General features: G+C 34.7%; 13 protein-coding genes and 1 tRNA gene. 12 read left to right on the top strand and 2 right to left on the bottom strand.

Features of this window, described 5'->3' with window-relative positions:
* Positions 1–95 precede the first annotated feature (95 nt).
* The 6 genes from EDF66_RS21775 to EDF66_RS21800 all read left to right on the top strand — a co-directional run bounded on the left by EDF66_RS21775 (position 96) and on the right by EDF66_RS21800 (position 5852).
* Positions 96–824, top strand: coding sequence for a zinc-binding alcohol dehydrogenase family protein (locus EDF66_RS21775; RefSeq protein WP_207898723.1), 729 nt, complete (start codon positions 96–98; stop codon positions 822–824).
* Positions 817–1290, top strand: a complete 474-nt coding sequence (locus tag EDF66_RS21780; protein ID WP_132845029.1) for a cupin domain-containing protein — start codon at positions 817–819, stop codon at positions 1288–1290. Before EDF66_RS21775 ends, EDF66_RS21780 begins: the two co-directional genes overlap by 8 nt.
* Positions 1291–1657: 367 nt before the next feature.
* Positions 1658–3457, top strand: a complete 1800-nt coding sequence (locus tag EDF66_RS21785; protein WP_132845031.1) for a hypothetical protein — start codon at positions 1658–1660, stop codon at positions 3455–3457.
* A 10-nt stretch (positions 3458–3467) separates the two neighbouring features.
* Positions 3468–4169 (top strand): hypothetical protein, encoded by a 702-nt coding sequence (locus tag EDF66_RS21790; RefSeq protein ID WP_132845032.1) that lies wholly within the window; start codon positions 3468–3470, stop codon positions 4167–4169.
* 703 nt (positions 4170–4872) lie between these two features.
* Entirely contained in the window at positions 4873–5352 is a 480-nt protein-coding gene (locus EDF66_RS21795) for a hypothetical protein (RefSeq protein ID WP_132845034.1), read from the top strand.
* A 131-nt stretch (positions 5353–5483) separates the two neighbouring features.
* The gene (locus tag EDF66_RS21800; protein ID WP_132845036.1) at positions 5484–5852 is read left to right on the top strand and encodes a nuclear transport factor 2 family protein; all 369 of its coding nucleotides are present in this window, start codon (positions 5484–5486) and stop codon (positions 5850–5852) included.
* Positions 5853–5935: 83 nt separating this feature from the next.
* Here the strand turns inward: EDF66_RS21800 and EDF66_RS21805 are convergent, their stop codons facing one another.
* Entirely contained in the window at positions 5936–8179 is a 2244-nt protein-coding gene (locus tag EDF66_RS21805) for a GH92 family glycosyl hydrolase (RefSeq protein ID WP_132845037.1), read from the bottom strand.
* Between the two features lie 442 nt (positions 8180–8621).
* On the opposite strand from EDF66_RS21805, the gene EDF66_RS21810 reads away from it, so the two are divergent.
* On the top strand, positions 8622–8816 hold the full coding sequence (locus tag EDF66_RS21810; RefSeq protein WP_132845039.1) for a hypothetical protein: 195 nt from the start codon (positions 8622–8624) through the stop codon (positions 8814–8816).
* A 126-nt stretch (positions 8817–8942) separates the two neighbouring features.
* Here EDF66_RS21810 and EDF66_RS21815 read toward each other — a convergent pair whose 3' ends face one another.
* Positions 8943–9683 carry an SDR family NAD(P)-dependent oxidoreductase gene (locus tag EDF66_RS21815; protein WP_132845041.1) on the bottom strand — a complete coding sequence of 247 codons (741 nt, stop codon included), beginning with the start codon at positions 9681–9683 and terminating at the stop codon, positions 8943–8945.
* A gap of 289 nt (positions 9684–9972) precedes the next feature.
* Here EDF66_RS21815 and EDF66_RS21820 point away from each other — a divergent pair, with 289 nt between their 5' ends.
* The 5 genes from EDF66_RS21820 to EDF66_RS21840 all read left to right on the top strand — a co-directional run bounded on the left by EDF66_RS21820 (position 9973) and on the right by EDF66_RS21840 (position 14513).
* Complete coding sequence (locus tag EDF66_RS21820; RefSeq protein WP_132845042.1) at positions 9973–10539, top strand: hypothetical protein; 567 nt, start codon at positions 9973–9975, stop codon at positions 10537–10539.
* Positions 10540–11307: 768 nt separating this feature from the next.
* Positions 11308–11389 (top strand) — tRNA-Leu (locus tag EDF66_RS21825).
* A 320-nt stretch (positions 11390–11709) separates the two neighbouring features.
* Positions 11710–12636, top strand: coding sequence for an AraC family transcriptional regulator (locus EDF66_RS21830; protein WP_132845044.1), 927 nt, complete (start codon positions 11710–11712; stop codon positions 12634–12636).
* Positions 12637–12655: 19 nt separating this feature from the next.
* A complete protein-coding gene (locus EDF66_RS21835) occupies positions 12656–13702 on the top strand; it encodes an NAD(P)-dependent alcohol dehydrogenase (RefSeq protein WP_132845046.1) in 1047 nt (348 codons plus the stop codon).
* Positions 13703–13931: 229 nt separating this feature from the next.
* Positions 13932–14513 (top strand): YdeI/OmpD-associated family protein, encoded by a 582-nt coding sequence (locus tag EDF66_RS21840; protein ID WP_132845047.1) that lies wholly within the window; start codon positions 13932–13934, stop codon positions 14511–14513.
* Positions 14514–15329: the final 816 nt, after the last annotated feature.

The raw sequence follows: 15329 nt of genomic DNA on the forward strand, positions 1-15329 counted from the left end.
TTCACACCAAAAGATGCGGCCTTTTTTTAATTTTAGCTAATGTAATGGTGAATTACTTTTGCTAAAATCTGTTGATACAAAGTTGCTACTTACAAATGGGAAGTAATGGTACATATGCTGAATTTATTACCGTTCCTGAAGCTATCGTTGTCTTAAAACCCAAGAAAATCTCTTTTGAGGAAGCAGCAGCAATACCATCCGCGGCGCTGACAGCCCTACAAATTTTTAATCGGCTCCAAATCAGTCCGAAGAACACAATGCTGATTACGGGAGCTACTGGAGGAGTCGGTTCGTTTCTTGTCAAGATATTAGTGGCGCATAAAATTAAGAATATCATGGCTACTGTAGGTCGTGAGGAAAGTACTAGACTTCTCTTGAATATGGGACTAAAGGAAAATCAGATCGTCAATTATAAACTGACTGATCTAAGAGATAACCTGCTTAAAGCAAACAACAATCAACCATTTGATATCGCAATCGATCTGGTTGGAAACGAGATTGCCGAAATTACAGCGGAATTACTAAAAATTAATGGAACCTATGTTGATGTTACTTTTATGAACACCACAAAATCCCGTGAAACGCTCTTTAATAAAGGAAGTAGCATATTGAACATCTCCAATTATGCACACAGCATGACCAAAAATTACGCATACTACAAAGATAATCTCCAGCGTATTGCGGAAATGATCCAAGACGGAACCATAAGTCCGCCAAGTTATAAAATTGTAGGCAAGCTTTCCACTGAAACAGTGCTGGAAGCTCATCGTATGCTTAAATACAATCAAACGAACGGAAATAAATTAATAATGATCCATGAATAAAATACCAAGAAGAATCGTCACCGGAATCCAAAACGGAAAGTCTGTGATCCTTGAAGATAAAATTGTAGCAAATGCTGTAGAACATTTTCCTAATTTGGTGATATCAGATGTTTGGAATACGCAACAGATGCCTGCCAGCCTGGATTATGAAATGCAGATCCCCAATAAGGGTTTCCCTGAAACGCCAAAAAACGGAACGTATTTTCGTTATGTCTCTATCCCTCCTGACAAAGAGCTTGGTCTAGATGTAAAAATTGGACAGCCCCATCCGATGATGCATCAGACCTCCACATTGGATTACATCATCATCCTTTCGGGAGAACTTTACCTGATCATGGAAGAAGGTGAAACGCTTTTAAAAGCAGGAGACATTGTCATTCAGAAAGGAACGAACCATGCTTGGAGCAACCGTTCTAACAAGCCATGTATACAACTTGCCATTTTAATTGATGCAGTACAGGAATAATTAGTTCTGTTTTTCTGAATGATGAGACTGTCAATACATTATTTCTTGCGGAAATTTCAGGTTCCAAATTTGAAGGCATTCATAATATGTAATAAAAGTCAGAAACCTGACAATTTATAACCTATTCTTGAATCCAATCAGAAATCGATCGATCAGAAAAATTCTAAAGCTAAAGTGTTTTTATAATCACTAAATGAAATTTTATTAAAAAGAGACTTAAGGTATTAAATAATTTTAGTTATTTTTGGCGACAAATAAAAACCATCAATTAATCTATATGCGTCGCAAGAACTTACTATGTATTTTTAAATTATACATATGTTTTAATTTATTATGTCTTATTTCCTGTAAATATGAAAGTGAAGACTTGAATTTTCATGAAATTAAACAACCTGACAAGAATGTAAAGGTCACCATGAATGTCGCGGACGTGCCTAATGGTGAAACTATTTACATCTATGGTGCAACCGATCTTATGTATACGATCAATGCCGCTCCTGGAGCTGTTACTAAACAAGAATTTTATCTTAATAATAAACTGATTGTTGGCGAAAAGGAAATATTGCATTTAGATCCCTCAGATCTTACAGGAAACGATTCTGATGTACTGAAAGTAAAAGTAAATCTTTCTTCAGGAAATGGAAGTTTAGCTGAAGTTTTAGGTGAAGAGAAATCAAGTTTTGAATTTATATATCCAATAAAATATGTAAATCCCCAGATAAATTTGAACATTAACCAACGAATTAATTCTTCTAAGAAATTAGAAATCTATTGGAACAAGCCAAATCTTGAAGGAGCTGAAATTGAAAGTTATGAAGTATATAATTTCAATAATTTAGATCAGATCCTCATTGATCAAATTACAGATCCTAGCAAAACTAGTTTTATCGATGATGATTATTCCTACGGAGCTAAAACATATAAAATAATTACAAAATATAAGGGTAACAAAGTTCCACCAAAAGAAGATTTTTATTCTGTACAATATAAAGTTTTCACAAGCAACTATTTCAAGACAAAGACCTTAAAAAACCTAAGTTTGGATATACAATGGACCCATCCTGATGGCATTGAAAACAAATACGTTCTCGTATGGAAGGGAAATGTACTAACCATACCATTAGGTAAAAATAATGCTGAAGTATATAGACCAGCATTCCCTTTTCAAGAAGAACAGTATTATGAATTGTATATCTTACCAGAAAAAGCTGACACATGGGATTATGCTAAATATCCGAAGATTATCAACTATTTTAAAGAGCAAAAATATGGTGACCCTGAAGTAGATAATTCTCATTTTATCTTGGTTGAAGGAGACGTTAAAAACAACTTAATCCTTTCTATGCGAGCCTACAAAAATGGTTTTGGAATTCGAAATTATGGAATTGATGATCTTGTCTTGAAAAGTAAAAATCCAGATATTGTCCAATATCCTTATTATATCAGTTCTTTTAAAGTTTCCCCAGCGACTGGCAAAGTTGCAGTTCACTTAAGTAGTGATGTTTATAATATTAAATCAAAAGTCGAGGTATATTCAGATTTTACTCTCAGCAAAAAAATCAGAACTGATGCAATTGATAATTTACCAGTTTATTATTTGACAAATGATGATAAATTCCTTGTTGGTAACGATAATTTGTCTCAGTTCAAAATATATGATTTAAACACTGGTAAGTTGTTGAGTGAAAAAACAGAAACTGATGGTAGACAGTTCTTTCCTAGTATATCTGATGACGGTAAATATACTGCAAGTTCTGTAAGTGGTCCTGATGGATGGTACAAAATATATAAATATGAAAATGATCAATATACTTTAATAGCCGAGAAAACACGTAGTCGTACGCTAAATGTTATAGCATTTCACCCAACAATTCAAAACCAGATTGTTATCCAATCCATTGATAATTATTTCTCAATTTGTGAATTACCAAGTTTAAAAGTAATTAAAAAGGTGGCTGGAGAATTTATATGTTTTGATAAATTCTCTGGAAAAATATTATTTAAAGATGAGAATTTCTCTTCTAATTCGCTTATCAATGTTATGGATAGTAAATATAGCAGTATTGTTTTTAGCCTGACAACAGGCCTTTACTTCCAGCCTTACGAAGCGAGACTTTTAAACAACAACATTATTCTTAACAACAATTATGTCAATATCGGCCAATAGCCTAAAAATCATGAAAAAACTAATATTAAGTATTGCATTGTTACTGATGACTATAACCTCAATGGCACAAATTGGGTTTGGCTATAGATTTGGCATTGGTAATTATAAAATGTCCGAAATGAGTTCATTCTTGAATGTCATTCAAAGCGGAATTAAATTAGATTATCCCGTGCCTATTTCAGTTACCGACAATTTTCCAAATCATTATACCAATTATGGAGAAGTGACATATTCCGTCAAAAATAGTGACTACGGGATCAATGTCACTTATTTATCAACAGGAGGTCGATTGGCTTATTCGGATTATTCCGGCGTGATTGCTTATAATTTGAATGCTAATGCTTATCGTATCGGAGCTTTATATCGAAATTATTTCTTCCAAACCAATCAAGGACATGAGAATAATCTATCCCTTTTTGCGGAGATTTCTCCTGCAGTAACATTCAATAATATTACTTCAGATGGAAATTATGAAACGCAATCAGGTCGAAAGGAAATGGATAAAAAGCATATTGTTGAATCCAAATCAACGGGTTTTTCCATTACACCTTATGTTGGTGTGCAGTGGAATTTCATAAAATCTTTGGGTGCCAACCTTGGTGTTGGTTATAATGCTGAAATCCCTGGTAAAAGCAGTGAGATGAGAGATAGTAAAATTGATTGGACTGGGCTTCGTGTTGGATTAGGCTTGAGTTATAAGCTCATAAATTAATATATTGCGTTTTATCATTTCAATGTATGCTATGAAATATTACATTACTTGCTTGTAAATGATATCTTTTTTAAATTCGCCAAGAGTTTAAATAAGTAAAAAAAGCCGTTTTGCGTAAGTAGATCGGCTTTTTTTATTTATTCAATCTTCAGAATTATCGTTTACCATTAAGAAAACTTACTAATTTATTTATATCATTAAATACATAACATCCTGCTAGAATCTTCATTTTATATGCTTTTACTCACAAAAGTATCAAGTCAAGATAAACAATATGCAAAACATATCGTTTGATATATTAAACATGACTTTCATCATTATCATAATGATTTACTAAAGCAAAAAGCGTTAGTTATAATTTCTAAGAAACTGCAACTATTAGATTACACCCACAAACAAAAAAACTTAATCCATTGGTTCATATGTGCTATGGACTTGCCTGATCAAAAAAAACAATTATGCATTAATAAAAATTGGATAATAAAAATATTTTCTTTTCTTTGTAAAAACACAAAAGAAAACACTTTCATAATGAACAATCTAGGACAGATTAATATTAACATCTTGATTAACGCTACAGTCGTGGTCATCGTCATTTTTTGTTCAAAATGGGAGGTTAATACTTTGTAAGATATTTAAAAATAAATAATATTATAAAAAGCTTCCCAAAAAATTTGGGAAGCTTTTTTTTTGATTCCATGTTATGAAAAAGAAAAATATGACCTCTAAATTGTTCACCTTGAATTGCAAAAATCAACGTGATTTACTACCAGAAATCATTTCAACAATGTATCAATTAGGATTAGAAATTGAGACGATTTCACAATCCCGTACAGATATTCCGGAAATAGTATTGATAACGATTGAGGTAGCTATGCCAGGAGTGTTAATCGATAATACAATAATCAATCTTAAAAAAATAGCCGATGTACTGGATGTTACCATCACTTTTGGTTCTGTTTTAAATGCTGCTTTATTTAAAATATCATTCGATAAAAATGAAAACATCTGGGAAATTTTACATCGTTACAATGTACGTTGTATTTCCATCGAAAATAACACACTATTAATTCACCAAATCGCAAAAGAAGGCGATATTCAAAGGTTATACAATGCTTTAGAAGGGCCTGGACTAATATCTTTTTCGCAGTTGCCACTTTCAAATTATCAATCTACCATTTAATAGTAGATTCGCGACAATTGAATTATCCATTTATACGGCAGGAGTATAAGGAGAATTATTCTTTAAAAGTTTATTAAATTAGTAGTAGACTAAAAATAAATCATTTAAGTTGGAAGCTAAAAATATAACCAATGACAGAAACAGAAATTTTAGATCAGGAAAATAGGCTTTATGAAGCGATCAAGGAAAGTAATATAAGCGTGCTTGAAGAACTGCTGCACGATGATCTCCTTTTTGTACTTCCAAGCGGAGACGTCATCACAAAGGAAATGGATTTACAGAGTTACCGCGACGGTAACTTAAAAATAAGCGAACTTATTCCCCATGTTGAACATCTCAACATCATAGATGATACAGCAGTGATTACGTTGACTTTGGAATTAAAAGGAAATTACAGTGGTCAAGACTTTGAAAGTAAGTTTCATTACATCCGTTTTTGGAAAACATTCCCTAGTGGAATAAAAGTAGTTGGAGGAAGTGGAAGGATTGTTCATGTTTAAACGGACTGTACCATTTAAAAGCGTTGCAAAAAGCCAGTAACTTTTTGCAACGCTCTAATTGAAAACGGTGCTACTACACGCAATTATTTCTTATACCATACTGGCCCTGGCTTGTTTCCCATTTCGAATACCAATGTTGCACCCGACATCAATTGCTGATGCGTGATGTAACTGGTTTCAAGTGGTTTTCCATCTATTGAAACAGATTGGATATAAATATTCTCTTTACTAACGTGATTGGCTTTGACTGTAAATTTCTTACCGTTAGCAAGCATAATTTCACTATGGTCAAAAAGCGGTGTACCGATCTCATAATGGCCACTGACAGGATCTACCGGATAAAAACCTAATGCACTGAAGACATACCATGCAGACATCTGTCCACAATCTTCATTGCCACTCAAACCAGAAGGAGTATTTAGATACAGTTTTTCCATTACCTCAGCAGCATACTGCTGTGTTTTCCAAGGCTGTCCGGCAGCATTGAATAGATATAAAGCATGATGGCTCGGTTCATTACCATGTGCATACTGCCCAATCATACCGGTGCTAAAAATAGGCAGTTTGGTTGTATCTGAAGGATGGAAAGTAAACATACTATCGAGCTTTTGTCCAAAGCGTTCCTCACCACCGACCAAATTGATCAACCCAGGAATATCATGCTGTACCGACCAAAAATATTGCCATGCATTACTTTCACAGATATGTTCACTATAATCTTCGGGATCAAATGGGCTTATAAATTGACCATTACTATGACGTGGCTGCATAAACGACGTTGCTGGATTATAGACATTCTTATAGTTTTTTGATCTCGCCAAAAATGTAGCAGCAATATCCTTTTTCCCCATCTTGCTTGCCATTACGGCTATACAATGATCATCGAAAGCATACTCCAATGTGCGGGATAAGGACCAGTTCTCTGCATTATATTTATCAGCAACATCATAAGGAACATAGCCAAGTTTTTTATACAGTCCAACTCCTCTGTATGCATCGGTGTTTGCTGAAGCGACACAAGCTTCAAGCGCTTTATTGACGTCAAAGTCACCGATCCCTTTTAAGTATGCATCGGCGATAACAGGTATAGCATGGTGCCCGATCATCATATCGGTTTCGCTTCCATATATATTCCATACCGGTAAACGACCATGTTGCTCGTAAAAGGCAATAAAGGACTTAATCATATCATTTACACGATCTGGATCAGTTATGGTAAATAATGGATGTGATGCTCTATAGGTATCCCACAATGAAAAAGTACTATAATTGGTCCAATTCTCAGCTTTATGTATTTTCCGATCAGCACCAAAGTAAGATCCGTCTACATCTCCAAATATGGTAGGGGCTAACATACTATGGTATAATGCGGTATAGAATTTCACCTTGGTATCTTTATCTGCTGTCTGGATAGCAATCTTGCCAAGTTCATCATTCCATTTTTTTTCAGCCTGCGCGAGATAATAGTCAAAATCATCTTTTGGCGCTTCTGCTTTTAAATTGTTTGATGCTCCTTCCATACTCACTCCGGAAAGTGCTGTACTCAATGTGACTTGATCTCCTTTAGCTGTTTTAAAATCAAAGCGGGCTTTAAAAGCTGTTCCAGTTCGTTTAGTAGCTTTTGTTAGAGTATCTGTAACGGATAAGATGGCAGTACTATCTAAGTGTACGGCAGTAAAGGGTTTTGAAAATCGAGTTTCGAAATAGACACGTTGCCCTCTTGCCCAGCCTTCAGAAAATCGATAACCGCGAATCGTAACCGAATCGACGACTTCAATATGGGAATCCACTGTCGCATCCCAGTTCATTGCTTTCTTCAGGTCTAAAAATACAGCAGCATCTGCTTCTGGGAAAGTATAACGCTGAATACCGCAACGAGGGGTTGCTGTCAATTCGACATTGATATCATAATCTGTAAGTTTTACTTGATAATATCCGGCGTGTGCCTGTTCATCGCTGTGCGTAAATTTGGAATGAATACCGAGTGGAGCTTCTGCTTCTTTGTACGGAAGAGTAACTGGCATAAAAGAGATATCATACAGATCCCCTGCTCCTGTTCCACTTAGGTGCGTATGACTAAAACCTGCGATGGTGCTATCCGGATAGAAATATCCCGATATACGGTCCCAGCCCGGCAAACCATTGTCAGGGCTCAACTGGATCATACCAAATGGAGCCTGCGCTCCAGGATAGGTATTTCCCGTAAAATCTGTCCCTATAAAAGGATTAACAGATTTTGCATAAGAATCATGCTGGGTATCTTTTTTGGAAGCACAACCTAAAGTAACCAATAGACTCGCACAAACCATATAATTCACATATTTCATTGTATATATCGCTTTTTTTAAATTTTCTTTACAACTAATTATCACCACTAAAAGGAGATCATCATGGCTATTTTACGGGAGTTTGATCACTTAGTTTAAACTTCGTAAATGTTACTCCTCGACTTCCTCTTTTGTTATCTTTTCTACACTAATTTCTAACAACCGATCGCTACATTCTATGATCTCACTACTGTTTAATTAACCAGACAACTGTTTTGATCAAGAAAAACAAGAGCCCAATATAAGATAAATGGAGCGATCAATAAAATTAAATTTAATTTCTTGCTATATATTTAAAACGTTTTAGCAAAATCACATAGTGCTCGTTTGATCTTGGAACAAGTTCTTACGAATATTAATCCAAAATCCCCGAATATACATTTATAGCGATTACAGCAGTAAATTGTCCTTATCTTAATTTCGTAAATAAAACTTTATCAGTATGAAAAATTTAGAATTGTTAAAAGAAAAATCGACCATGCTTTCCAAAGAACAGATGAAGGGTGTGCAAGGGGGAATGAAATGGACAAAGGACAGAAGTAACAATGTCTATGATGCGAGATACCTGGATGGCTGGCTTAAGCACCAAGCGTCACTATCAGCAGAAACTATTTTATTCGGCCACGATCGATATTAGTAGCTGTAATACCGCATTAAGAAAGTACATGCGATCAGTCCAGCGCAAGCTGCACGGATAATCGATTATAAAGAATATCCGTATAGCTTGTGCTCACATTAAAATAGGATTTGATAAAAGATAAGTTTATTTCGCATTCTCCGCATAATAAAGGTCGGCAAATAGCTTCGACAGTTTAGCAGGATCTTCTCTCCAGGCATTATACATGCCCTGCCCCATTTCGTCAGGAATACTGTCGAGTTTCCCGTCAGATACACCTTCCAGTATTTGGATCGCAGTACTGTCTGGATTGGGCATATCCCAATCACTACCTTTGTTCATATCCGTGTCAATTGCTCCGGGATTGACCGCATAGACGGATACATCTTTTTTAGCCAGTTCGATTCTAACAGATTGTGTAGCAGAAAAAAGAGCTGCTTTTGAAGCCGCATATCCTGCAATAGATGGCAAAGGGGAGTAAGCGGCAATAGAAACAATATTGATCATAATGGAGGGTTTATTTCGGATCAGAATTGGTGCAAATGCCCGCATCATCTTTATTGTTCCAAAATAATTAACCTGTAAATCATTATCTATTCCCAAGAGATCTCCTTCTAAGATATTTCCAGAGTTTACTGTTCCGGCATTGTTGATAAGAATTTCAGTATCCTGAGCTGCGGATGCAGCCCATGCAACTTGTTGGTCATCTGTAATGTCTAGTTCTAACGGTACTATCCGATCGTCATTAAATGAGGGCATTTTCTTTAAATCCCTGCAGGTTGTATATATTTTCGCTACCCCATTATTAAGTAGCGCCTTTACAAGTGATTGGCCTATTCCCCTATTAGCTCCTGTAATTAGGATCACCTTATCTTTAAAAATTTGCATCGTGTTTTATTTTTTGGTTAACACAAAGCTAGTGTGACGAAAGGGAGGATAAAATCCAAAACGTGCGATGTTTCAAATTTATTAGTTGTCGTAATAAAATGATCTTATTGAATAAACTTCATAGCTTTCTACGATGCTATTAAATATATCATGAACTATAAATGAGGTAAATTTTGTATTTTTATTATTTATAGCAATAAATTGCACTCACGATTCGTGATAAAACTTCAAAGTAGTGATCATCAGCAAAAGCCATAGAATTAAAGTGTAAACTCAAAATTAATCATATATGATAAAGTACATCTTATTGGTAATATCGTTTTTCGTTCTCAGCTTAGCGAATGCTCAAGAATCAAATTCAAAAGCTTTTATGCAGGCTTTTAAACCACATTTAGGTAATTATTATGAAGGAATAATTACCGCTGGTGGAAAGGAAGGCGATGGATTTACAGGCAAACGCTTGTTGATGCAGGTAATGAGCTATAATGAAAGTGCGATAAAAGTTCCCTTCTTCGTTGGGGATGACAAATCACGCACCTGGATCTTCTCTTTGAACAATAATCTTGTAGAACTAAAACATGATCATAGAAAGCCGGATGGAAATCCTGATAAAATTACTTTTTATGGCGGGACCGCTACCAACGAAGGAACAGCTCATATGCAGATGTTTCCAGCTGATGCAGCAACTGAAGAACTTATCGATTACGCTGCTTATAATGTCTGGTGGGTAACAATTGATGAGACTAAGTTTTCGTACAACTTGAGGCGGATAGGTTCGGAAAGGGTCTTTTCAGTCGAATTTGATCTGACAAAACCTGTCTCATCTGATTTTAAACCTTGGAATAATGCTAATTGAAAACATCATTTATTCTTAACTTTACAAAGGATTTAATTATGGACAATGCAAAAGATCCAGTAATAATATTTTATCGACGTCTATTATTAACTCCATGCTAGGAGGATATTTTCTTACCACACATATCGATGTTAAATAATATGGAAAAAAAATGAACTCAACAAGGATCACGTTAATCCCTGTTGAGTGAATTCAACTGTACCATTATGAACATACAATTGAAATTTCATTTGATAATTAAAAAAGTAATATGCACTACCAATCGATGGTGCTATTGTCACCACCAGCAAAGCACAAACATATCTTAATGATCGCTGAGGTAAAGATTAACATTAAATAAATAATCAAAGAAAAAAGACATTTCACATTGCTATCACATTATTATAAAACACTACAAATGAGTAAATTAAAATAAAATACAGAATATTTTAACCCATTCACCAGGATTCTTGACGCGCTAACATTAGCTATTTTATATATATAACAGCCTTATAAAAAAACAATATGGATACAGAACATTAAATGAATCTAGTTTTCGATTAATTTGGGTGCTTTTGGGAGCAAAGCTTTAACATACAATCATATTTTCAAAGCTTGATGTTTATTATCATGAAGCTAAAATAGAATTGTAAACAAAAAAAATGAATTTGCTAAAAAAATATCCTGCTCATAAACAGCATCATCTGTATCGGCCATAACGAATAAAAGCAGAATACTTGCAAAGTATAGATTTCGTCTTTATATTTGCGACATCAAAGAAATCCTAATGCGGAAGTGGCGTAATTGGTAGCCGCACCAGACTTAGGATCTGGCGCCGCAAGGCGTGGGGGTTCGAGTCCCTTCTTCCGCACTTGATATCCTCCTGAGCTTAAAACCTCAGGAGGATTTTTTTATACTCCTTACTGAAACATCAGACCCTCCTGCTTTAATTAACCCCAGCATTTTGAAAAAAATGGAGTTATACATCTACTTTCTCGATAATGAAATAGAGCAACTATCTTAAATATTATTTAAATTAGCTATGGCGCATCTATATTGATTTCCACCTATGTGGATCATATTCTTATTTGGTGTGACCTTTGATTTTCATAAAAAACAGAAAGTAAATCATAATAGTTTGGAAAAGACAACCTGTACATTTGTATCCAATAAAGTATTTAAGATCTCATTATGTTGAAAGCTTCGGATGTCGAAAAAATAGATTTGTTACGAAATTCAGAGGATTTCTTACCAGTAAGTCATGCCTACTTTGAGAATTGGAATATTCGTGTGGTGAGCCGAAAAGAAGATCCTTGTAAAAATTATTTGTCTCCACATCGTAGGGACTTTTATAAAATATTATATATTTCTAAAGGTACAGGTATTCTTACTATTGGTACCCACACTTATTATATAGATAATCCGACAATTATATTTCTGCATCCGAATGGAATAATCTCCTGGAAAAATCTTTCTGATGATTCTGACGGATATTACGTTCTGTTTAAAAAGCGTTATCTGGATGAGCAACCGATCTTAAAAGTTGCTATGCAAAAATATGAACTGTTTAGTAAAATAGAGAAAAATGTCATTCGATTGGGAGAAAATGATCTAGCTCCTTTAAACCATTGGTTTGAAATCATGCTAAGGCAATATGAAGATCAGGATGATATGAAGGAGGACCGCTTACAAACGTATATGCAAATGGTGATGATCGAAAGTTTACAGGTTGCTAATTTTCCAAAACCAGATATTGTTAGTGATGAATATAGACAAATTCACGATTTTTTTCAATTACTGGAAGCAGAAGCTTCGAATATCAATAGGCATAATCCTGTACGCATTAAAACGGCTAAAGAATTTGCCAACTCGCTCGCTATACATCCAAATTATTTAAATGCGATATTAAAGAAGTATACGGGGCAAAATGTAAGCACACACATTAAAAATCGTTTACTGGAAGAAAGTAAAGCTTTATTGATACAATCGGACTGGAGTTTACAAGAAATCGGATTTAGTATAGGCTTTGCAGATCAGTCCAATTTTAATCAATTTTTCAAGAAAAATATAGGCCTAACTCCGCAAGGATTTAGAAAAAGCTATCAAATAAAAAATTAATTTATTTAAAACAGAATCTATGATTACAACAAAAGGATATGCGGCTCAGCAGGCTGGTGCTGAGCTTGCCGAATGGAACTTTGAACGTCGTGAACTGGGGCCTAAAGACGTACAGTTTGATATTTTATTTTGTGGAGTTTGTCACTCGGATCTACATCAGATTAATAATGATTGGTTTGAAGGTTTATTTCCCATGGTACCTGGACATGAAATCGTAGGTAAGGTTGTTCAAATCGGATCTGAAGTCACGAAATTCAAAATCGGTGATTTAGCCGGAACAGGATGTATGGTGGACTCTTGCAGAGATTGTGAAAATTGCAGGGATGGATTGGAGCAATATTGTAAAAATGGTAACGTACAAACTTACAATGGTGTGAATCCGTACACGGATGGTATGCCTACATATGGCGGCTATTCTAAAACAATTGTTGTTAATGAAGATTTTGTACTACATGTGTCTGATAAGTTAGATTTAGCGGCAATAGCCCCCTTGTTATGTGCGGGCATAACTACTTATTCTCCCCTACGCCACTGGAAAGTGGGAAAAGGTCACAAAGTCGCAATCTTAGGATTAGGTGGCTTAGGCCACATGGGAGTGAAATTTGCGGTTGCATTTGGTGCTGATGTTACGGTGCTAAGTACTTCACCTAAAAAAGAAGCGGATGCCAGAAAATTAGGTGCCCACCATTTTGTTGTAACAACAGACCCTGAACAGTTTGAAGCGGCTAAAGGAACATTTGATTTTATATTAGATACCGTTAGTGCAGAACATGATATCGCATCGTATTTATCTCTATTACGTACAAACGGAACTCATATTTGTGTCGGAATTCCTGCAGTCCCTTCTCAAATACCGCCATTTGCACTATTAGATGGCCGTAAAAGTCTAGCCGGCTCGGGTATAGGAGGTATTAAAGAAACGCAAGAAATGTTAGATTTCTGTGCTGAACATAATATTGTATCGGATATTGAACTGATCGATATTAAAGATATTCATGAAGCGTATAAACGGATGGAAAAAGGCGATGTTCGTTACCGTTTTGTGATTGATATGGCAACGCTGTAATCAATAACAGATACTGCTTTACCTACATAAACTGTACCTCTTATGAAACAACTCTTGCTGATTTATAATGTATTAATCAGCAAGAGTTTTAGGTATAAACAATGCGACTAATCATCATTTTTTCTATTTTTCAAATAAAATGCAACTGTACAATTAAGTTTATGTTTACATTTAAGGTATAATAAGTCGCTCGATATTGGAGCAATAGAACCTGAAACAATCGTTTTAAATGATGATGCAAGAAATAGAAATATTTTATCCCACTGATACTAGCGCATGGCGCGAATGGTTAATGGAAAACCATCAGACAAAACAGGCTGTATGGATTTTTTTTCATAAAAAAAGTTCTGAAAAAAAATCGATTACCTGGAGTGAGGCAGTCGATGTTGCACTTTGCTTCGGCTGGATTGACAGTAAAAAGATTTCTGTAGACAACGAAACTTCTCATCAATATTTTAGTAAACGTAAACCTAAAAGCACTTGGTCTAAAATCAATAAACAAAAAGTGCTCAATCTTATTGACAGCGGACTGATGCACGATGCTGGTCGTAAGAGCATAGAAATCGCAAAAGAAAATGGTTCGTGGACATTACTGGATGAGGTAGAAGAATTAATTATTCCAAAAGATCTGGAAGCGGAATTTGCAACCAAACCTCATGCTAAAGCGTTCTATGTAAGTTTAAGCATATCGGTAAAGAAAGCTCTTTTACAATGGATTGTTCTCGCCAGACTACCGCAGGTGCGACAAAAAAGAATTACTGAAATCGTCGAATCAGCAGAACAAAATTTAAAACCGAAACACCTTCGATAGAACAGCTATAATTTTTAAAAATATCTGGTTGGATATTCAGTATGTTTTCTATGATATACAAAAAGGCACACGAGTAATGTCTGTAATTAATTTAGAAAATCCTTAAAATAAAAAATATTTAAAATTATTTGAACTTTTTCTGAAGACAGGTGTTCATCTAGTACAAATCAGTAGTAAACATACTTTTAATTAAGTATAAAACGATAAATGACGTAGTACAGTAATAAAGTCCAATTGTCCCAAAACCATTTGGATGATGAAACAAAAAAGAGGAAACGATAAGAAACATAAAATTACTGTGCAGTTGAACGCCAAGATAAAGGGTCTAATGAAAATTAGGCCCTTTTGATTTTATTCAATTTGTGACAAAGGCCTGGAGATGAACGCTGAACGTATAAGTTAAACAAGAAGATCGATTTATAAATTACATATAGCAGGGAATTAAATTTCCAACGCAATTAAAACATCATTTTTAAATCATCTTTAACAACGAAATGTAATAAATTCGTATTTCCTTATGGCATGTAAAGAACAATCAAAAAATACCTAGCCTTCACGAATTTCTACGGTTTATAACTACAACACTACGTTATATTCATTCAAAAAATACTGTTTGATCGACAATGCTAATTTGTTATAAATTATCTTTCCATTGGATGGATATAAAAAACTTAATTCACTTATTTTTAACCGTTAAAACCTAAATAAAGTCCACTAAATGATGGTAAGGCATCTTTAAATAAGATGATTATCGGGAAGGTTTAATGCACCGTAAATGATCCGCTTGTAGAAAATTATAAAAAATAAGTTGCTTGT

Origin of the sequence: Sphingobacterium sp. JUb20, assembly GCF_004342035.1 — a bacterium.
GTDB lineage: Bacteria > Bacteroidota > Bacteroidia > Sphingobacteriales > Sphingobacteriaceae > Sphingobacterium > Sphingobacterium anhuiense.

Bases quoted from the DNA above. Each gene is read 5' to 3' on its own strand.
- EDF66_RS21775 (WP_207898723.1), top strand. From the start codon at position 96: ATGGGAAGTAATGGTACATATGCTGAATTTATTACCGTTCCTGAAGCT.
- EDF66_RS21780 (WP_132845029.1), top strand. From the start codon at position 817: ATGAATAAAATACCAAGAAGAATCGTCACCGGAATCCAAAACGGAAAG.
- EDF66_RS21790 (WP_132845032.1), top strand. From the start codon at position 3,468: ATGAAAAAACTAATATTAAGTATTGCATTGTTACTGATGACTATAACC.
- EDF66_RS21795 (WP_132845034.1), top strand. From the start codon at position 4,873: ATGAAAAAGAAAAATATGACCTCTAAATTGTTCACCTTGAATTGCAAA.
- EDF66_RS21800 (WP_132845036.1), top strand. From the start codon at position 5,484: ATGACAGAAACAGAAATTTTAGATCAGGAAAATAGGCTTTATGAAGCG.
- EDF66_RS21805 (WP_132845037.1), bottom strand. From the start codon at position 8,179: ATGAAATATGTGAATTATATGGTTTGTGCGAGTCTATTGGTTACTTTA.
- EDF66_RS21810 (WP_132845039.1), top strand. From the start codon at position 8,622: ATGAAAAATTTAGAATTGTTAAAAGAAAAATCGACCATGCTTTCCAAA.
- EDF66_RS21815 (WP_132845041.1), bottom strand. From the start codon at position 9,683: ATGCAAATTTTTAAAGATAAGGTGATCCTAATTACAGGAGCTAATAGG.
- EDF66_RS21820 (WP_132845042.1), top strand. From the start codon at position 9,973: ATGATAAAGTACATCTTATTGGTAATATCGTTTTTCGTTCTCAGCTTA.
- EDF66_RS21830 (WP_132845044.1), top strand. From the start codon at position 11,710: ATGTTGAAAGCTTCGGATGTCGAAAAAATAGATTTGTTACGAAATTCA.
- EDF66_RS21835 (WP_132845046.1), top strand. From the start codon at position 12,656: ATGATTACAACAAAAGGATATGCGGCTCAGCAGGCTGGTGCTGAGCTT.
- EDF66_RS21840 (WP_132845047.1), top strand. From the start codon at position 13,932: ATGATGATGCAAGAAATAGAAATATTTTATCCCACTGATACTAGCGCA.